This window comes from Streptomyces sp. NPDC126510, from assembly GCF_040302345.1.
GTDB lineage: Bacteria > Actinomycetota > Actinomycetes > Streptomycetales > Streptomycetaceae > Streptomyces.
Window position 1 is genome coordinate 54,866 of record NZ_JBEORR010000015.1, and the last position, 18,384, is coordinate 73,249.

Sequence of the window (18,384 nt, forward strand, 5' to 3'; positions counted from 1 at the left end):
CCCGCCCCGCCCGGGACTGTCGCCCGGGCGGCAGCGCCGGACGGCCCCCGCCGGGGCCTACGCTGAACATATGAGCAACCAGAGCGGACGCGGGCGCGTGGCGGGCCTACCGGAACGGGACCGCTGCGCGGTCATGGGAGTCGTGAACGTCACCCCCGACTCCTTCTCCGACGGCGGCCGCTTCTTCGACACCACGGCCGCCGTCAAACGCGGCCTCGGCCTGGTCACCGAGGGCGCGGACCTGGTCGACGTCGGCGGCGAGTCCACCCGCCCCGGCGCCACCCGCGTCGACGAGGACGAGGAGCTGCGGCGTGTCATCCCCGTCGTCCGCGGCCTGGCCTCCGAGGGCGTCACGGTCTCCGTCGACACCATGCGCGCCTCCGTCGCCGAACGGGCCCTCGCGTCCGGTGCCGCCCTCGTCAACGACGTCAGCGGCGGCCTCGCCGACCCCCGCATGATCCCGGCCGTCGCCGACGCCGGCGCCCCCTTCGTCGTCATGCACTGGCGCGGCTTCCTCCAGGGCGGCAACGTCAGGGGCGAATACGCCGACGTCGTCACCGAAGTCGTCGACGAACTGCACGCGCGCGTGGAGGCCGTCCTGGCCGGCGGCATCGCCCCCGACCGCGTCGTCGTCGACCCCGGCCTCGGCTTCTCCAAGGACGCCGAGCACGACCTCGCCCTCCTCGCGGGCCTCGACCGGGTCCTCGCCCTCGGCCACCCGCTGCTCGTCGCCGCCTCCCGCAAACGCTTCCTCGGCCGGGTCCTCGCCGGCCCCGACGGCCCCCCGCCGCCCGCACGCGAACGCGACGCCGCCACCGCGGCCGTCTCCGCGCTCGCGGCGCACGCCGGCGCATGGGCGGTCCGCGTCCACGAAGTGCGCGCCACCGCGGACGCCGTACGGGTCGCCCGCGCCATCGAAGGAGCCCGCACCGGCGCGGAAGGAGCCCGGTGAGCGCCCCGCACACCGACGTCGAACAGGTCGAGGCCGCCAACACCGCCTTCTACGAGGCGCTGGAGCAGGGCGACTTCGAGGAACTGGCGTCGCTCTGGCTGACCCCCTCCGACCTGGGCGTCGACGAGACGTACCACGACCCGGCCGACACCGGCGTGGTCTCCTGCGTGCACCCCGGCTGGCCCGTGCTCACCGGCCGCGGCGAGGTCCTCAGGTCGTACGCGCTGATCATGGCGAACACCGACTACATCCAGTTCTTCCTGACCGACGTGCACGTCTCGGTCACCGGCGACACCGCCCTGGTGAACTGCACGGAGAACATCCTCAGCGGCGGACCCGCACCCGAGGGCGCCGGCGAGGAGCTCGGCCCGCTCGTCGGACAGCTCGTGGTCGCCACCAACGTGTTCCGGCGCACGCCCCAGGGGTGGAAGATCTGGTCGCACCACGCTTCCCCCGTCCTGGCGGAAACAGACGAGGAAGAGCAGGACGACACCCCCGACTGAGTGGGTACGCGCCAGGAAGTGGTTGGAATCACGGACGCCCGGGTAGGGGCGGCTACCAACCTGTGCACCGACGGGTTCCCCAGGGAAAACGCCGGATGAACCCTGCCGGGCCCGCCGCCGGCCCCGGCCCCCGTGGCCCGGGCCCGCCCGTGCGCGCAGGTAGATTCGACCGAGGCCGGTGTGCCGACCGCACACGGCACCCACCGGCCCTGACCGACGATTGCAGGAGTGATTCGCGTGGATCGTGTCGCGCTGCGCGGCCTGAAGGCCCGCGGGCACCACGGCGTGTTCCCCGAGGAACGCGCGGAGGGCCAGACCTTCATCGTGGACCTCGTCCTCGGCCTGGACACCCGACCGGCCGCGGCCGACGACGACCTGGCGAAGACCGTGCACTACGGCATCGTGGCGGAGGAGGTCGTGGCCGTCGTGCAGGGCGAGCCCGTCGACCTCATCGAGACGCTCGCCGAGCGCATCGCCCAGGCCTGTCTGAAGCACGAGGGAGTCCAGGAGGTCGAGGTCTGCGTCCACAAGCCGAACGCCCCGATCACCGTCCCCTTCGACGACGTGACCGTCACCATCACCCGGAGCCGAGTATGACCGCGCCCTTCATCAAGGGTCCGACCGACCCGACCGTACAGCCGGTGCCCGCCTCCGTCGTCGAGAAGGTCGACGCCGCCGACACGACCCTGTCCAACCCCAAACGGGCCGTGGTCGCCCTCGGCTCCAACCTCGGCAACCGCCTGGAGACCCTCCAGGGAGCCGTCGACGCCCTGGAGGACACGCCCGGCGTCCGCGTCAAGGGCGTCTCCCCCGTCTACGAGACCGAGCCCTGGGGCGTGGAGCCCGGCAGCCAGCCCGCCTACTTCAACGCCGTCGTGGTCCTCAAGACCACCCTCCCGCCGTCCTCGCTCCTGGAGCGCGCGCACGCGGTCGAGGAGGCCTTCCACCGTGTCCGGGACGAGCACTGGGGCCCCCGCACCCTCGACGTCGACATCGTCTCCTACGCCGATGTCGTCTCCGACGACCCGCAGCTCACCCTCCCCCACCCCCGCGCCCACGAGCGCGCCTTCGTCCTGGCCCCCTGGCACGACCTGGACCCCGAGGCCCAGCTGCCCGGCCGCGGCCCCGTCGCCGCTTTCCTCGACGCCGTCACCCGGGCCGGGGTCGCGCCCCGCCCGGACCTGGAACTCCGGCTGCCCGAGTAGCCGTTAAGGTCAAGACGGCCGCGAACCGGGCCGGAAGCCGGGGGAACGAAGGGACACCGTGAGAGAGCTGCGTATCCGGGTGCTGGCCGGCGTCTTCGTCGTGGCCGGAATCCTGTCCTGGGCGGGCGCCCGCCTGTGGAACTCGGTCGGCACGCTCCCGAGCGTCCCACTGGCCGCCCCCATCGTCCTCGCCGTGATCGCCGTGGTCCTGCTGGCCACGGCGCTCTCCATCCGCGCCCGTCTCAAGGCCCAGCGCGAGCGCCGCCCCGAGGCGAAGGGCGTCGACCCCCTCATGGCGGCCCGGGCGGTCGTCTTCGGCCACGCCAGCGCCCTGGTCGCCGCCCTCGTCGCCGGCATGTACGGCGGCACCGGCGTCTTCCTCCTGGAATCCCTCGACATCCCCGCCCGCCGCGACCAGGCCATCTACGCCGGCTTCTCCGTTCTCGCGGGCATCGGCGTCATAGCGGCCGCGATCTTCCTGGAGCGGGTCTGCAAACTCCCCGAGGACGACGAGAACGACGGCACGGGAGTGGCACCGACGGTCTGACGCAGACCGTCAGCGCGCCATGATGAGGCTCATCGCCTCGTTCCGCGTCGCCATGTCCCTCAGCTGCCCCCGCACGGCCGACGTGAGCGTCTTGGCGCCCGGCTTGCGGATCCCGCGCATCGACATGCACATGTGCTCGCACTCCACGACCACGATGACCCCGCGCGGCTCCAGTATCTCCATCAGCGAGTCCGCGATCTGCGTCGTCAGTCGCTCCTGCACCTGAGGGCGCCGGGCATAGACGTCCACGAGCCGGGCCAGCTTCGACAGCCCGGTGATCTTGCCGCTGGTCGACGGGATGTACCCGACGTGAGCGACGCCCCGGAACGGCACCAGATGATGCTCACATGTCGAGTACACCTCAATGTCCTTCACGAGCACCATCTCGTCGTGCCCGATGTCGAACGTCGTCGTCAGTACGTCCTCCGGCTGCTGCCACAACCCCGCGAATATCTCCTTGTACGCCCGCGCCACCCGCGCCGGTGTCTCGCGGAGGCCCTCGCGGTCCGGGTCCTCGCCGACCGCGATCAGGAGTTCGCGTACGGCGTTCTCGGCGCGCTTCTCGTCGAACTCGCCGATCTGGCCGTCGCCGTCCAGCGCCACGGGGTCGGTCATCTGCTGCCTCGTTCCTGTGTCCTTCACGGGGCGGCCTGCGGAAATGGCGAAAAGCCGCGCCCCCCAGGCTAAAACCTGGGGGGCGCGGCATCCATTCCGGGGCGGTGGGCCGCCGGGAGAGCTCGGGTCAGCTCTCGGGGCGGTCCTCCGGGGTCCGCTCGGGTGCCGGGGCGGGGTCCGCCGCGGTGCTCTTCGCGGTGGAGATGGCCGGCGTCGCGCCGTTCGCCCCGTTCGTCAGGGCCAGCTCCTTGGGGGAGAGGACCGGGGGACGGGTGGAGGGCGTACGGCGGGAGGAACCCGTCCAGGCAGGTCGCGGCGGGCGCTTGACGATCGGCGCGAAGATCTCGGCGATCTCCTCCTTGCCGAGCGTCTCCTTCTCCAGCAGCTGCAGCACGAGGTTGTCGAGGACGTCGCGGTTCTCGACGAGGATCTCCCAGGCCTCGTTGTGCGCCGTCTCGATGAGCTTCTTGACCTCTTCGTCCACGAGCGCGGCGACCTCTTCCGAGTAGTCGCGCTGGTGAGACATCTCACGGCCGAGGAAGGGCTCGGTGTTGTCGCCACCGAACTTGATCGCGCCGAGACGCTCGGTCATGCCGTACTGCGTGACCATCGCGCGGGCCAGGCCCGTGGCCTTCTCGATGTCGTTGGCGGCACCCGTGGTCGGGTCGTGGAAGACGAGCTCCTCGGCCGCGCGGCCGCCCAGCATGTAGGCCAGCTGGTCGAGCATCTCGTTGCGCGTGGTCGAGTACTTGTCCTCGTCCGGCAGCACCATCGTGTAGCCGAGGGCGCGGCCTCTCGACAGGATCGTGATCTTGTGGACGGGATCGGAGTTCGGCGAGGCCGCCGCGACCAGGGCGTGACCGCCCTCGTGGTACGCGGTGATCTTCTTCTCCTTGTCCGACATGATCCGGGTCCGCTTCTGCGGGCCCGCGACCACACGGTCGATCGCCTCGTCCAGCATGTGGTTGTCGATCAGTTTCTTGTCGCTGCGGGCCGTCAGCAGGGCGGCCTCGTTCAGCACGTTGGCCAGATCGGCACCCGTCATGCCGGGCGTGCGGCGGGCCATGGCCGACAGGTCGACGTCGGGCGCGACCGGCTTGCCCTTCTGGTGGACCTTGAGGATCTCCAGACGGCCCTGCATGTCCGGGCGGTCGACGGCGATCTGCCGGTCGAAACGGCCGGGACGCAGCAGCGCCGGGTCGAGGATGTCGGGCCGGTTCGTCGCGGCGATGAGGATCACGCCGCCCTTGACGTCGAAGCCGTCCATCTCGACGAGGAGCTGGTTCAGGGTCTGCTCGCGCTCGTCGTGACCGCCGCCGAGGCCGGCGCCGCGGTGGCGGCCGACCGCGTCGATCTCGTCGACGAAGACGATCGCCGGGGCGTTCGCCTTGGCCTGCTCGAACAGGTCACGGACTCGGGAGGCACCGACACCGACGAACATCTCGACGAAGTCGGAACCGGAGATCGAGTAGAACGGGACGCCGGCCTCGCCCGCGACGGCACGCGCGAGCAGGGTCTTGCCGGTGCCGGGAGGCCCGTAGAGCAGGACGCCCTTGGGGATCTTGGCGCCGACGGCCTGGAACTTGGCCGGCTCCTGCAGGAACTCCTTGATCTCGTGGAGCTCCTCGACGGCCTCGTCGGATCCGGCGACGTCGGAGAAGGTGGTCTTGGGGGTGTCCTTGGTGATGAGCTTCGCCTTGGACTTCCCGAAGTTCATGACCCGGGAGCCGCCGCCCTGCATCTGATTCATCAGGAACAGGAACACGACCACGATCAGTACGAAGGGCAGCAGGGAGAGCAGGATGCCGACGAACGGGTTCTGCTTGGACGGCGAAACCGTGTAGCCGTCCGGGATCTGCTTGTCCTGGTACTTGTTCTGCAGCGTGTTGGCGATGTCGACGCCCTGGTCGCCGATGTAGCTCGCCTGGATCTTCGAGCTGCCTTGGACCTTCACACCGTCTTTGAGCGTGGCCTTGATGGTCTGCTCGTCACCGGTGGTCAGCTTGGCCGACTCGACCTTGTTCTGGTTGATCGCCTGGACGACCTGGCCGGTGTCCACCGTCTTGTAGCCGCCGGACGAGCCGACGACCTGCATCAACACGACCACGGCAAGGACGGCCAGCACGATCCACATGACCGGCCCACGGAAGTATCGCTTCACGTCCATCCATACGGAGCGGTGCCGCCCCGTCCCTCCTGCCATAGTGAGTTTGATAAAGACTGTTCTTCGGACGGTACCCCAGCATTGTCACCTGAAGCCGCGTGGGACAGCTGGCGATCCGCCTACGCCTGCTCCAACGGCGGGAAGCCCGCTGGGGTTCCCGATCACGTCACGGCACTCCGGCCGGGTTCTCAGCCGCCGTACACGTGGGGCGCGAGCGTACCGACGAACGGGAGGTTGCGGTACTTCTCGGCGTAGTCGAGTCCGTACCCCACGACGAATTCGTTGGGGATGTCGAAGCCGACCCATTCCACGTCGATGGCGACCTTCGCGGCCTCGGGCTTGCGCAGCAGCGTGCACACCTTGAGGGAGGCGGGCTCGCGCGAGCCGAGGTTGGAGAGCAGCCAGGACAGGGTCAGGCCGGAGTCGATGATGTCCTCGACGATCAGGACGTGCCTGCCCTTGATGTCGGTGTCGAGGTCCTTGAGGATCCGCACCACACCGGAGGACTGGGTGCCCGCCCCGTACGAGGATACGGCCATCCAGTCCATGGTGACGGGGGTGGACAGCGCCCGCGCGAGGTCGGCCATGACCATCACCGCGCCCTTGAGGACTCCGACGATCAGCAGGTCCTTGCCCGCGTACTCCGCGTCGATCTTCGCGGCCAGCTCGGCCAGCTTGGCGTCGATCTCTTCCTTGGTGATGAGCACCTTCTCGAGGTCGGCACCCATGTCTTTCGCGTCCACCCGCATCACTTTCGGTCGTCCCACCGGCCGAGCGGCCCCTCCGCCGGCTGCGGGGAGGGGTCGCGCTTCAGCCTTGCCGAATCACCAGTCTGCCACCCTGCCGCCGGGCCACGACCTTGCCGGGGAGGTTGATGGCTCCCTGACCGCGCCAGCCGGTGATCAGCCGGTCGACTTCCTCGATGTGGCGGGCGAACAGCGAGCCGGCGGGCGCACCGGCCGCGATGGCGGCCCGGCGCAGGATGCGGCGGCGTACGGCGGGCGGCAGCGCGTAGAGCTTGGCGCACTCCAGGAGCCCGGCGGCGTCGCGGACGGTGGCCTCGGCCTGGCCGGCCCAGGAGTCCAGGGCGTCGGCGTCGTCGCGGGAGAGCTGGGCCGTCCGGGCGAGGGCCTCGACGACGCCTTTGCCGAGGGCCTTCTCCAGGGCGGGCAGGCCCTCGTGGCGGAGCCGGGAGCGGGTGTAGGCCGGGTCGGCGTTGTGGGGATCGTCCCAGACGGGCAGGGACTGGACCATGCAGGCCTTGCGGGCGGTCTGCCGGTCGAGTTCCAGGAAGGGGCGCCGGTAACGGCCGCCGGCCCCCGAGACCGCGGCCATTCCGGACAGGGAGCGGATGCCGGAGCCCCGGGCGAGCCCGAGGAGGACGGTTTCGGCCTGGTCGTCGCGGGTGTGGCCGAGCAGGACCGCGGCGGCGCCGTGGCGTTCGGCCGCGGTGTCGAGCGCGGCGTAGCGGGCGTCGCGGGCGGCGGCCTCGGGTCCGCCGGCGCGGCCGACGGTGACGGCTACGGAGTCGACGGGGTCGAGGCCGAGTTCGCGCAGGCGCTGGAGGACTTCGGCGGCGCGCAGGTCGGAGCCGGTCTGGAGGCCGTGGTCGACGGTGACGCCACCGGCTCTGATGCCGAGCTTGGGGGCCTCGAAGGCGAGGGCCGAGGCGAGGGCCATCGAGTCGGCGCCGCCGGAGCACGCCACGAGCACGAGCGGCGGGGGAAGCTCGTGCGGGGAGGCGTGCGGGACCGCGGCGGGGGCGCGGTGGTGTTCGGTGAGGAGGTCGTGGAGGACGCGGCGGACCGCCAGGCGTATCGCCGCGACCGCAGGATGGGGACCCATGTCCGGTTCCCTTCATGAAGTTTTCGGGGGGTGAGCCCGCGTGCCGGTCACGCAGAGTATGTAGATGGTGACAGAACCGGGCCGTTCCCCGAGCATTGCACGCCTACCCCTGCCTCACGGTCCCTCGGACGGGTGATTGGAGGGGCGTTCGCCTGCCGTCGGCCGGTTTCCCTTCACGACCTTCCCGCGATGTTCACTACTCGGCCCTGCGATGCACCCGCGCGACCCAGTCCGCCGGTTTGGCGATCTCCGACTTGGTGGGGAGGGTGTTGGGCGAGGTCCACACGCGGTTGAAGCCGTCCATGCCGACCTCGTCGACGACGGCCCGTACGAAGCGTTCGCCGTCCCGGTACTGCCGGAGCTTGGCGTCCAGGCCGAGCAGCTTGCGCAGGGCCAGGTCCAGGCGGGAGGCGCCCTTGGCGCGGCGCTGCTGGAACTTCTCGCGGATCTCCCCGACGCTCGGCACGACGTCCGGGCCGACGCCGTCCATCACGAAGTCGGCGTGCCCCTCCAGGAGGGACATCACGGCTGTGAGACGGCCGAGGATCTCGCGCTGGGCGGGGGTCTGGACGATCTCGACGAGGGAGCGGCCGCCGTCGTCCTCCTCGGCCTCCGGGCGGCCCCCGGCGAGGCTCTGGGCGGCTTCCCGGACGCGTTCCAGGACGGTCATGGGGTCGACGTCGGTCTCCTGGAGGAAGGACTGGACCTCACCCTCCAGGTGGTCCCGCAGCCAGGGCACGGCGGTGAACTGGGTGCGGTGCGTCTCCTCGTGCAGGCAGACCCAGAGCCGGAAGTCGTGCGGGTCGACGTCGAGTTCGCGCTCCACGTGGACGATGTTCGGGGCGACGAGCAACAGCCTGCCGCCGCCCGGGCCGTCGGAGGGACCGCCGGAGGGGAGGTCGCCGGCCGCGGGGGCGAAGGTCTCGTACTGGCCGAGGACCCGGGAGGCCAGGAAGGACAGCAGCATGCCGAGTTCGACGCCGGTGACCTTGCCGCCGACGGCGCTCATGACCCCACCGCCGGTGGTGCTGCCGCGCCGCTCCTGCATCTTGTCGAGCAGGGGCCGGAGGATCTCCCGGAACCCGGCGACGTTCGCCCGGATCCAGCCCGGCCGGTCGACGACGAGGACGGGGGTGTCGTGCCCCTCCTCGGTGCCCAGACGGGTGAATTCCCGGACGTGTACCTCCGAGGCCTTGGCATGCCGGCGCAGCTCCGCGACGACGGCCCGGGCCTCGTCGCGACTGACCTCGGGGCCCGGCCGTACGAGCCGGGTCGCGGTCGCGACCGCGAGATTCCAGTCGACCATGCCGGTTGAAGCACCACCGATGCTCGTCATGCGTCAACCGTACGTGAGGGCCGCCCGCTGGGGCAGGGCGGCGACGGGCGGAGCCCCGCCGAGGGGCGGTCCGGGCGGTCACCCGCAGCCGCACGCCGCCAGAGCCGTCGCGATCCGGTCCAGGGCCTGCTGGGACGCCGTCGGCGCGCCGGGGTCCGTGCCGGAGGCCATGAACGCGAAGGCCAGCAGGCGGCCGTCCTCGTCGACCAGGGTGCCCGCGAGGGTGTGGACGCCGGAGAGGGTGCCGGTCTTGGCGCGGACGACGCCGGACGCCCCGTCGTGGTAGCGGGTGGTCAGGGTGCCGGTGAAGCCGGCGACGGGAAGGCCGGTGAGGGCCGGGCGCAGCTCCGGGTGGGAGGGGTCGCCCGCCTTCGCGAGCAGCGCGGTGAGGAGGTCGGGGGTCAGCCGGTCGGCGCGGTCGAGGCCGCTGCCGTCCCTGAAGGCGGCTCCCTTGAGGGGGAGGCCGAGCTTGTGCAACTGGGAGCCGATGGCCTCGCCGGCCCCGGCGAAGTCGGCGCGTTCGCCCGTGGCGATCGCCGTCTGGCGGGCGAGTGCCTCGGCGATGTCGTTGTCGCTGTTGGTCAGCATGCGCTCGACCAGGGCGGAGAGCGGGGGCGAGGAGACGGCCGCGAGGGTCTCGGCGCGGGTCGTGGCCTTGGACGGGCCGGGGGCCGTGGTCTTGATGCCGTGCGACGTCAGGAGCTCCCCGAACCGGCGTGCCGCGTCCGCCGCCGGGTCCTTCACGCGCTCGACCGGGCCGCGCTCCGAGTCGTTCGTGCGGCCTTCGTCGGCCATCAGGGGGCTGACGAGGGCGAGGTTGGGGTTGTCCCCGATCGGGTGTTTTTCGTCGCCCGCGTAGAGGGTCGTGTCGTAGGAGAGGGTCGCCTCGCGCACGCCCCGGTCGGCGAGCGCGGCGGCCGTGCGCGCGGCCAGGGTGCGCAGACTCGCGGAGCCCCCGGCCTTCTTCCGGGCGGTGAGGGTGGGGTCGCCGCCCCCGACCAGGACGACTTCCTTCGTGTCGGGCTCCAGCGCGGCGCGCGTGGTGAGGCGGCGGTCCGGGCCCATCGCGGACAGCGCGGCGACGGCCGTGGCGATCTTCGTCGTGGAGGCGGGGGTGAGCGCGGCGCCCGCGCCGGAGCCGAACACGCGCCGGCCGGTGGTCACGTCCATGACGGCCGCGGCGGGCCGGGGGCCGAGGGCCGGGTCCTTGAGCAGGGGGCGCAGGGCGTCCGTGAGGGCCTTGCCGTGCGGGGCGGACTTCACGGTGCTGACGCCGCCGAGGCCGGTCAGCACGGGTCCGGCGCTGGGGGCGGGCCGGGGCCGGCCGGGCGCGCCGGGGGCGCTGCCGTGATCTGTGCCACCCGCGCGGCCCAGGGCCACTGCCCGGTCCCGCTCGGCCGTACGCTGACCCGAGGAGTCCCAGGGACCGGCGGCGGTCACGACACCGGCGGTCAGTGCGAGTCCGGCGGTGGCGGCGCCCGCGGTGTACTGCCAGGTCTTCGGCCGCGCGACCTTCGCGACCTGCGGTTCTCCGGCTCGGGCGAGCCGCGCGAGCCGTGGTTTCACAGCCGCCGCGGTCCGTGCCAGGCGCGGTCGTACGGCATCCGCGAGCCGCACCACGTGCGGTTTCGCGGCCCGCCAAGGCCTCAGCTCTGGCACGACCACCAGCCCCTTTCGCGATCACACACCTGCGTGAGGGACACTTAACCACCAGAACTATGTGTTGATCATGGAGGAGCCACCGGTGGAGTTCGACGTCACGATCGAGATTCCGAAGGGTTCGCGCAACAAGTACGAGGTGGACCACGAGACCGGTCGTATCCGCCTGGACCGGCGACTCTTCACCTCGACCGCCTACCCGACCGACTACGGCTTCGTCGAGAACACCCTCGGCGAGGACGGCGACCCGCTGGACGCGCTGGTCATCCTCGACGAGCCGACGTTCCCGGGCTGCCTGATCCGCTGCCGGGCGATCGGCATGTTCCGCATGACGGACGAGGCCGGCGGCGACGACAAGCTGCTGTGCGTGCCGTCGACGGACCCGCGCGTGGAGCACCTGCGGGACATCCACCACGTGTCGGAGTTCGACCGCCTGGAGATCCAGCACTTCTTCGAGGTCTACAAGGACCTGGAGCCCGGCAAGTCGGTCGAGGGCGCCGACTGGGTGGGCCGCACCGACGCCGAGGCCGAGATCGAGCGGTCCTACAAGCGTTTCAAGGACCAGGGCGGTCACTGACCTCCTGTTCCTGATGCTGACGGGCCGCACGCCTGCGTGTGCGGCCCGTTCGTCCGTCTGTGCGCATACTGAGGCTGTGGGGGGTACGAGGCTGACGTGTCGTACAGGGAGCGCCAGGCAGTGATGGATGCGGAGGACCGCAAACCGAGGTCGGACGAGGCGAGGAGTGCGTTCGTCCCTCCGGCCGGGACCGGCCTCGACGGGGACATGTCGACGACGTCGGAGTTCGCGATCCCCGAGGGGCTGGCCCTGCTCAGAACGGCCGGTGCGGAGTCCGACACGACGTCCGAGTTCGCCGTGCCGCACGGGCTGGACGTCCAGGCGGCGCCCTCCGTGGAGCAGGAGGGGTCGGCCTTCACCCCTCCGAGCACGTACAGCGCGAAGCACGCCCCGACGGCCTTCACACCACCGAGCGGGATTCCCGTGGTCAGCCTGACCAAGGACGTGCCCTGGCAGGACCGGATGCGCACGATGCTGCGCATGCCGGTGGCGGAGCGGCCGGCGCCGGAGACGAGCCAGCGCGGCACCGACGAGAGCGGGCCCGCGGTGCCCCGCGTGCTCGACCTAACGCTGCGTATCGGCGAGTTGCTGCTGGCGGGCGGTGAGGGCGCCGAGGACGTGGAGGCGGCGATGTTCGCCGTCTGCCGGTCGTACGGGCTGGACCGCTGCGAGCCCAACGTCACCTTCACGCTGCTGGCGATCTCGTACCAGCCGTCCCTGGTGGACGACCCGGTCACCGCGTCGCGGACGGTGCGCCGCCGGGGCACGGACTACACGCGGCTGGCGGCCGTGTACCAGCTGGTGGACGACCTCAGTGACGACGAGACGGCGGTCTCCCTGGAGGAGGCCTACCGGCGGCTGGCGGAGATCCGCCGTAACCGGCATCCCTATCCCGGCTGGGCGCTGACCGGGGCGAGCGGGCTGCTGGCCGGTGCGGCGTCCGTGCTCGTGGGCGGTGACCTGATCGTGTTCGTCGCCGCGGCGCTGGGCGCGATGCTCGGTGACCGGCTGGCGTGGCTGTGCGCGGGGCGCGGGCTGCCGGAGTTCTACCAGTTCACGGTGGCCGCGATGCCGCCGGCCGCGATCGGCGTCGCGCTGACGATCGGCCACGTGGACGTGAAGGCCTCCGCTGTCATCACCGGTGGGCTGTTCGCGCTGCTGCCCGGGCGGGCGCTGGTGGCGGGCGTGCAGGACGGTCTGACGGGCTTCTACATCACCGCGTCCGCGCGGCTGCTGGAGGTCATGTACTTCTTCGTCGGCATCGTCGCCGGTGTGCTGCTGGTGCTGTACTTCGGTGTGCAGCTGGGCGCGCGGCTCAACCCCGACCAGGCGCTCGGTGCCTCCGACGACCCGGTGATGATGATCGGCGCGTCGATGCTGCTGTCACTGGCGTTCGCGGTACTGCTCCAGCAGGATCGATCCACCGTGATGTGGGTGACGCTCAACGGCGGGGTCGCGTGGGTCGTCTACGGGGCGATGCATTACGTGGGGGACATCTCGCCGGTGGCTTCCACGGCGGCGGCGGCGGGGCTCGTGGGGCTGTTCGGGCAGCTGCTGTCCCGGTACCAGTTCGCCTCCGCGCTGCCCTACACGACGGCGGCGATCGGGCCCCTGCTGCCGGGTTCCGCGACGTACTTCGGGCTGCTGGCGATCGCGCAGAGCGAGGTGGACGAAGGGCTGGTGTCGCTGTCGAAGGCGGTGGCGCTCGCCATGGCCATCGCCATCGGCGTGAACCTCGGGTCCGAGATCTCCCGGATGTTCCTGAGGATCGGCTCCGCGGAGAAGCGGCGGGCCGCCAAGCGCACCAGGGGTTTCTAGCCCCGAGGAGGTCGGGGGGCTGGGGGTACGTCGGCGGCCGCGGGCCGGTGGGGGTGTTCGCGCTTTCCCCGCGCCCCCGGGACGGTCGGTTCAGTAGCCGTTGTTGTAAGGCCCCTGCTGTGTGCCGTACGGCTGCTGGTGGCCGCCCTGCTGCTGGTGGCCGTAGCCCGGGGCAGGCTGCTGGTGGCCGCCCTGCTGCTGTCCGTAGCCCGGGCTCTGCGGGTACTGGTTGTAGTACTGCTGGTCGTTGTAGCCGTTCTGGTTGCCGTAGGGCTGCTGCTGCGGCTGCTGGTGGGGCGGCTGGTCATCGGGGGTGATGCGGCGGAGCTGGGTCGTCGCGTCGTCCATGGCGGGGGGCTGCTGCCGCTGCTCGGGGGCCTCGGCCGCCGCGCGCTTCTTCTTGGAGCGGTCGCGCAGGTACTCGATGATGATCGGGACGACGGAGAGCACGACGATCAGGACGAGGATCGCCTCGACGTTCTTCTTGATGAAGCCGATCTGGCCGAGCCAGTAACCCGCGAGGGTGACGCCGGTGCCCCAGGCGATGCCGCCGATGACGTTGTACGTGAGGAACGTGCGGTACTTCATGCGGCCGGCGCCGGCCACGATGGGGGCGAAGGTACGCACGATGGGGACGAAGCGGGCCAGGACGATCGCCTTGGGGCCGTACTTCTCCATGAACTCGTGGGCCTTGTCCAGGTTCTCCTGTTTGAAGAGCTTGGAGTTGGGACGGTTGAAGAGCTTCGGGCCCAGGAACTTGCCGATCATGTAGCCCACTTGGTCGCCGAGGACGGCGGCGAGCACGATCAGCGTGCAGACCAGCCACAGCGGCTGGGTGATGTAGGTGCCCTCGGCCACGAAGAGCCCCGCCGTGAACAGCAGGGAGTCGCCGGGCAGGAACGCGAAGAGACCGGACTCCGCGAAGACGATGAGCAGGATGCCGGGCAGGCTGAACGTCGAGATCAGGTAGTCCGGGCTGAGCCACTCGGGGCCGAGCGCAAGCGTGGTCACGGGGATGTGGCTCCTGCTGCAGTGGGGTACGGGCGGGGGCTGGCTGCCTCAAAGTATCAACGCAGCCGTCATGGCCCAGGTTCCATGGGCGTACTCAGGATGCACTGTGCGCGAGCCCGGTCAAAGCTGTGAACCATGGGCATCGATGAGTACGGCGGCGGTCAGGGCCCTGAGCCCGAGGTTCTCGTCGTCACGACGAACGACGTACCCGGCTACCACGTGCGGGAGGTGATCGGCGAGGTCTTCGGCCTGACCGTGCGCTCCCGGCACGTGGGGAGCCAGATCGGCGCCGGGCTGAAGTCGATGGTCGGCGGCGAACTGCGCGGTCTCACCAAGACGCTGGTGCAGACCCGCAACCAGGCGATGGAGCGGCTCGTGGAGCAGGCACGCGCGCGTGGCGCCAACGGCATCCTGGCGTTCCGCTTCGACGTGACGGAGGCGGCGGACGTCGGTACCGAGGTGTGCGCGTACGGCACGGCGGTGGTCCTGACCCGGGAGTGAGGCACTCCCGGGCCGGGGATCAGGAGGTGTGGCGTGCCGCGTTGGCGGCGATCGCGTCCTTCAGGTGCTCGGCGAGGCCCGGGCGCAGCGCGTCGTAGAACGCCTTGAACCGCTCGTCGGAGACGTACATCTCGCCGAGGCAGCGGTGGATCTCGTAGGAGCACTCGTAGAACCACGTGCAGATGTGCTGCCGGTGCTCCTCCGCCAGGGTCATGGCCGCCTCGCCGGTGGGCGGCTCGTCCGCCGACATCAGGGCGCCGTAGCGCTCGCCCCAGTCGGCGGCCTCGGCCTGGATGCGCTTCCAGTCCTCCTTGGTGTAGCTCGCGGTGCGGCGCTGCGAGTCGGCGTACTCGTCGGTGTCGCCCCAGCGCTCCTCCACCTCTTCGGCGTACTGCTCCGGGTCGTTGTCCCCGAAGACCTCGAACCTCTCCTCGGGCGTGAGGTCGATTCCCATCGTGCGTGCCTCCATGGCGTGCTCCACGGCCGCCGCCATCTTCCGCAGCTTCTCGATCCGGGCGGTCAGCAGTTCGTGCTGGCGGCGCAGGTGCGCGCGCGGGTCCGCGTCCGGGTCGTCGAGCAGGGCGGCGACCTCCTCGAGCGGGAAGCCGAGCTCCCGGTAGAACAGGATCTGCTGCAGCCGGTCGAGGTCGGCCTCGCTGTAGCGCCGGTGCCCCGCGTGGCTGCGTTCGCTCGGGACGAGCAGGCCGATGTCGTCGTAGTGGTGCAGTGTGCGCACCGTGACGCCGGCGAAGCCCGCGACCTGTCCCACGGAGTAGCTCACTTCCGCGCCCTTCTTCTTCGGTCTTCTTCCGGGCTCCACGGTCGGGCCTCACGCCACGTGAGGTGCAAGCGTGTTGCCCCTTTACCCGATTTCTGGCGTTTGATCCGTTTATCGTGTGCCCGTGGTCCAGGACTCCGAAGACCGGGCGCCCGCCGTCACCCCGTCGACCCCCGCCCGCGCCCTGCTGCCGTCGATCCTGCCCGCCGTCGTCGTGGGCGTGATCTCCAGCCTGATCCTGGTGGGGGTGGAGGTCGCCGCCGAGCAGCTGCAGGACGTGCTGTGGGAGACCGTGCCGGACGCGCTCGGGGTCGGCCGGTACTCCGTGGCCTGGATGTTCGCGGTGCTCACCGCGACCGGCGTCGCGGTCGGGCTGGTCGTGTGGAAGGTGCCGGGACACGCGGGCCCCGATCCCGCCACCGTCGGCCTGGAGGCCCCCGTCCTGCCGCCCGTGGTGCTGCCCGGGCTGCTGCTGGCCAACGCGCTGATGCTGGCCGGCGGCCCCAGCCTCGGTCCCGAGAACCCGATCATCGCCGCGAACGTCGGCCTGGCGGTCTGGCTGGGCGGCCGGTTCATCCCCCGGGCGCCGGGCCGGATCTGGCCGGCGCTGGCGGAGGCGGCGACCATCGGCGCCCTGTTCGGCACCCCGGTGGCGGCCGCCCTGGCGATCTCGGAGCTGCTGGCCCGCCAGGAGACCCGCGGCATGCTGTGGGACAACCTCTTCGCGCCGCTGACCGCCGCGGCCGCTGGTTCCCTGACCGTCACCCTCCTCGACCACCCGAGCTTCGCGCTGAACCTGCCGACCTTCGGCCGGCCGGGCTGGTCCGACCTGCTGGCGTCGGTCGCGGTCGCCGCGGTGGGCGCGCTGCTCGCCCTGTGTGCCGTGCGGGCCTTCCCGTACGTCCACGCGGCGTTCCGGCGGTTGCGGCACCCGATGCTGATGCTCCCGGCGGGCGGGGTCGTGCTCGGCGCTCTCGCGGCGCTGGGCGGCCATCTGACGCTGTTCAAGGGGCTCGACGAGATCGCCACGCTGGCGCACGACCCGGACGGCTGGTCGGCCGGGGAGTTCGCCGTCATGACGGTGGTGAAGCTGGCCGCGCTGGTCGTCGCCGCGTCCTGCGGCTTCCGTGGCGGGCGGATCTTCCCCGCCGTGTTCGTCGGCACCGCCCTCGGCCTGTGCGCGCACGCCCTGGTTTCCGGGGTGCATCCCTCGGTGGGGGTGTCCGCCGGTGTGCTCGGGGTGCTGCTGGCGATCACGCGGCAGGGCTGGATCAGCCTGTTCGTGGCCGCGGTGCTGGTCGCCGAGCCGGGGATCATCGCCCTGCTCTGCATCGCCTCGCTGCCGGCCTGGCTGCTGGTCACGGGCCGGCCGCAGATGCAGCTGCGCAAGGACGGCACGTCGGTCCGCTGAAGCTCCCCGCCGAATTCACCCCGTGAGAACCCACCCTTGGAGACACCCATGCCGCTCCACGAAGGTCCCGGCCGAGCCGCCGAAAGCCGTCTGTCCGTCAACCCCTTCTACGGCCCCGCCAACCCCCTCGGCGACATGGCCGAGGCCCCGCCCACCCATCGGCTCCCGGACCAGCCCATCGCACCGGCGACCGCCCACCAGCTGGTGCGCGACGAGCTGATGCTCGACGGCAACGCCCGGCTGAACCTCGCCACCTTCGTCACCACCTGGATGGAGCCCGAGGCCGGGCTGCTGATGGCGGAGTGCCGGGACAAGAACATGATCGACAAGGACGAGTACCCGCGCACCGCCGAGCTGGAGCGGCGCTGCGTGGCGATGCTCGCGGACCTGTGGCACGCGCCCGACCCGGCGAGTGCCGTGGGGTGTTCGACGACCGGGTCGAGCGAGGCGTGCATGCTCGCCGGGATGGCGCTGAAGCGGCGCTGGGCGAAGCGCAACGCCGACCGCTACCCGGGGGCCCGGCCCAACCTGGTGATGGGCGTCAACGTGCAGGTCTGCTGGGAGAAGTTCTGCAATTTCTGGGAGGTGGAGGCCCGGCTGGTGCCCATGGAGGGTGAGCGGTTCCACCTGGACCCGCAGGCCGCTGCCGAACTGTGCGACGAGAACACCATCGGCGTGGTCGGCATCCTGGGCTCCACGTTCGACGGGTCCTACGAGCCGATCGCGGACCTGTGCGCGGCGCTGGACGCGCTGCGGGAACGGACCGGGCTGGACGTCCCGGTGCACGTGGACGGGGCGTCCGGGGCCATGGTCGCGCCGTTCCTCGACGAGGACCTGGTGTGGGACTTCCGGCTGCCGAGGGTGGCGTCGATCAACACCTCGGGACACAAGTACGGGCTGGTCTACCCGGGCGTCGGCTGGGCCCTGTGGCGGGACGCGGAGGCGCTGCCGGAGGACCTGGTGTTCCGGGTGAACTACCTGGGCGGCGACATGCCGACGTTCGCGCTGAACTTCTCCCGCCCGGGCGCGCAGGTCGTGGCGCAGTACTACACGTTCCTGCGGCTGGGCCGGGACGGCTACCGGGCCGTCCAGCAGGCCGCGCGGGACGTGGCCAGGAATCTGGCCGGGCGGGTCGAGGCGCTCGGCGACTTCCGGCTGCTGACCCGGGGCGACGAACTGCCGGTGTTCGCCTTCACGACCGCCCCGGACGTGACGGCGTACGACGTCTTCGACGTGTCACGGCGGCTGCGCGAACACGGCTGGCTGGTGCCCGCGTACACCTTCCCGAAGAACCGGGAGGACCTGTCCGTGCTGCGGGTGGTGTGCCGCAACGGCTTCTCCGCCGACCTCGCCGATCTGCTCGCGCAGGACCTGGAGCGGCTGCTGCCGGACCTGCGCCGGCAGCCGCGCCCGCTGACGGAGGACAAGGGCGCGGCGACCAGCTTCCACCACTAGCGGACGA

General features: G+C 71.2%; 18 protein-coding genes. 10 read left to right on the forward strand and 8 right to left on the reverse strand.

Annotated features, from left to right (window positions below):
- Positions 1 to 70 precede the first annotated feature (70 nt).
- The 5 genes from folP (at position 71) to ABTX60_RS22350 (ending at position 3,207) form a co-directional block, all read left to right on the forward strand.
- A complete protein-coding gene (gene folP / locus ABTX60_RS22330) occupies positions 71 to 952 on the forward strand; it encodes a dihydropteroate synthase (protein WP_352098755.1) in 882 nt (293 codons plus the stop codon).
- Positions 949 to 1,455 carry a nuclear transport factor 2 family protein gene (locus tag ABTX60_RS22335; RefSeq protein WP_352098756.1) on the forward strand — a complete coding sequence of 169 codons (507 nt, stop codon included), beginning with the start codon at positions 949 to 951 and terminating at the stop codon, positions 1,453 to 1,455. The genes folP and ABTX60_RS22335 overlap by 4 nt, the downstream gene beginning before the upstream one ends.
- 237 nt (positions 1,456 to 1,692) lie before the next feature.
- The gene (folB, locus tag ABTX60_RS22340) at positions 1,693 to 2,052 is read left to right on the forward strand and encodes a dihydroneopterin aldolase (protein WP_352098757.1); all 360 of its coding nucleotides are present in this window, start codon (positions 1,693 to 1,695) and stop codon (positions 2,050 to 2,052) included.
- A complete protein-coding gene (folK, locus tag ABTX60_RS22345; protein WP_352098758.1) occupies positions 2,049 to 2,660 on the forward strand; it encodes a 2-amino-4-hydroxy-6-hydroxymethyldihydropteridine diphosphokinase in 612 nt (203 codons plus the stop codon). Before folB ends, folK begins: the two co-directional genes overlap by 4 nt.
- A gap of 58 nt (positions 2,661 to 2,718) precedes the next feature.
- Positions 2,719 to 3,207, forward strand: a complete 489-nt coding sequence (locus tag ABTX60_RS22350) for a DUF3180 domain-containing protein (protein WP_352098759.1) — start codon at positions 2,719 to 2,721, stop codon at positions 3,205 to 3,207.
- Positions 3,208 to 3,216: 9 nt separating this feature from the next.
- Here the strand turns inward: ABTX60_RS22350 and folE are convergent, their stop codons facing one another.
- The 6 genes from folE to dacB all read right to left on the reverse strand — a co-directional run bounded on the left by folE (position 3,217) and on the right by dacB (position 10,832).
- Positions 3,217 to 3,822, reverse strand: coding sequence for a GTP cyclohydrolase I FolE (gene folE, locus ABTX60_RS22355; protein WP_352098760.1), 606 nt, complete (start codon positions 3,820 to 3,822; stop codon positions 3,217 to 3,219).
- Between the two features lie 127 nt (positions 3,823 to 3,949).
- On the reverse strand, positions 3,950 to 5,989 hold the full coding sequence (gene ftsH, locus ABTX60_RS22360; protein WP_352098872.1) for an ATP-dependent zinc metalloprotease FtsH: 2,040 nt from the start codon (positions 5,987 to 5,989) through the stop codon (positions 3,950 to 3,952).
- Positions 5,990 to 6,174: 185 nt separating this feature from the next.
- On the reverse strand, positions 6,175 to 6,735 hold the full coding sequence (gene hpt, locus ABTX60_RS22365; RefSeq protein WP_053669745.1) for a hypoxanthine phosphoribosyltransferase: 561 nt from the start codon (positions 6,733 to 6,735) through the stop codon (positions 6,175 to 6,177).
- A 61-nt stretch (positions 6,736 to 6,796) separates the two neighbouring features.
- The gene (gene tilS, locus ABTX60_RS22370) at positions 6,797 to 7,831 is read right to left on the reverse strand and encodes a tRNA lysidine(34) synthetase TilS (protein WP_352098761.1); all 1,035 of its coding nucleotides are present in this window, start codon (positions 7,829 to 7,831) and stop codon (positions 6,797 to 6,799) included.
- 196 nt (positions 7,832 to 8,027) lie between these two features.
- Positions 8,028 to 9,167, reverse strand: coding sequence for an Rv3626c family coenzyme F420 biosynthesis-associated protein (locus ABTX60_RS22375; RefSeq protein ID WP_352098762.1), 1,140 nt, complete (start codon positions 9,165 to 9,167; stop codon positions 8,028 to 8,030).
- 78 nt (positions 9,168 to 9,245) lie between these two features.
- Positions 9,246 to 10,832 (reverse strand): D-alanyl-D-alanine carboxypeptidase/D-alanyl-D-alanine endopeptidase, encoded by a 1,587-nt coding sequence (gene dacB / locus ABTX60_RS22380; RefSeq protein WP_352098763.1) that lies wholly within the window; start codon positions 10,830 to 10,832, stop codon positions 9,246 to 9,248.
- Positions 10,833 to 10,911: 79 nt separating this feature from the next.
- On the opposite strand from dacB, the gene ABTX60_RS22385 reads away from it, so the two are divergent.
- Both ABTX60_RS22385 and ABTX60_RS22390 read left to right on the forward strand, forming a co-directional pair.
- The gene (locus tag ABTX60_RS22385) at positions 10,912 to 11,403 is read left to right on the forward strand and encodes an inorganic diphosphatase (RefSeq protein ID WP_007452023.1); all 492 of its coding nucleotides are present in this window, start codon (positions 10,912 to 10,914) and stop codon (positions 11,401 to 11,403) included.
- 120 nt (positions 11,404 to 11,523) lie between these two features.
- On the forward strand, positions 11,524 to 13,221 hold the full coding sequence (locus tag ABTX60_RS22390) for a threonine/serine exporter family protein (RefSeq protein WP_352098764.1): 1,698 nt from the start codon (positions 11,524 to 11,526) through the stop codon (positions 13,219 to 13,221).
- 90 nt (positions 13,222 to 13,311) lie between these two features.
- On the opposite strand, the gene ABTX60_RS22395 is transcribed toward ABTX60_RS22390, so the two are convergent.
- Positions 13,312 to 14,232: a DedA family protein gene (locus ABTX60_RS22395; RefSeq protein WP_352098765.1), complete on the reverse strand. Its 921-nt coding sequence runs from the start codon at positions 14,230 to 14,232 to the stop codon at positions 13,312 to 13,314.
- Between the two features lie 135 nt (positions 14,233 to 14,367).
- On the opposite strand from ABTX60_RS22395, the gene ABTX60_RS22400 reads away from it, so the two are divergent.
- Positions 14,368 to 14,733, forward strand: coding sequence for a YbjQ family protein (locus ABTX60_RS22400; RefSeq protein ID WP_031110265.1), 366 nt, complete (start codon positions 14,368 to 14,370; stop codon positions 14,731 to 14,733).
- A 19-nt stretch (positions 14,734 to 14,752) separates the two neighbouring features.
- Here ABTX60_RS22400 and ABTX60_RS22405 read toward each other — a convergent pair whose 3' ends face one another.
- A complete protein-coding gene (locus ABTX60_RS22405) occupies positions 14,753 to 15,514 on the reverse strand; it encodes a MerR family transcriptional regulator (RefSeq protein WP_352098766.1) in 762 nt (253 codons plus the stop codon).
- Positions 15,515 to 15,629: 115 nt separating this feature from the next.
- Here ABTX60_RS22405 and ABTX60_RS22410 point away from each other — a divergent pair, with 115 nt between their 5' ends.
- Both ABTX60_RS22410 and gad read left to right on the forward strand, forming a co-directional pair.
- Positions 15,630 to 16,922 (forward strand): ion channel protein, encoded by a 1,293-nt coding sequence (locus tag ABTX60_RS22410; protein WP_502992367.1) that lies wholly within the window; start codon positions 15,630 to 15,632, stop codon positions 16,920 to 16,922.
- A 48-nt stretch (positions 16,923 to 16,970) separates the two neighbouring features.
- Entirely contained in the window at positions 16,971 to 18,377 is a 1,407-nt protein-coding gene (gene gad, locus ABTX60_RS22415; RefSeq protein ID WP_352098768.1) for a glutamate decarboxylase, read from the forward strand.
- Positions 18,378 to 18,384 lie beyond the last annotated feature (7 nt).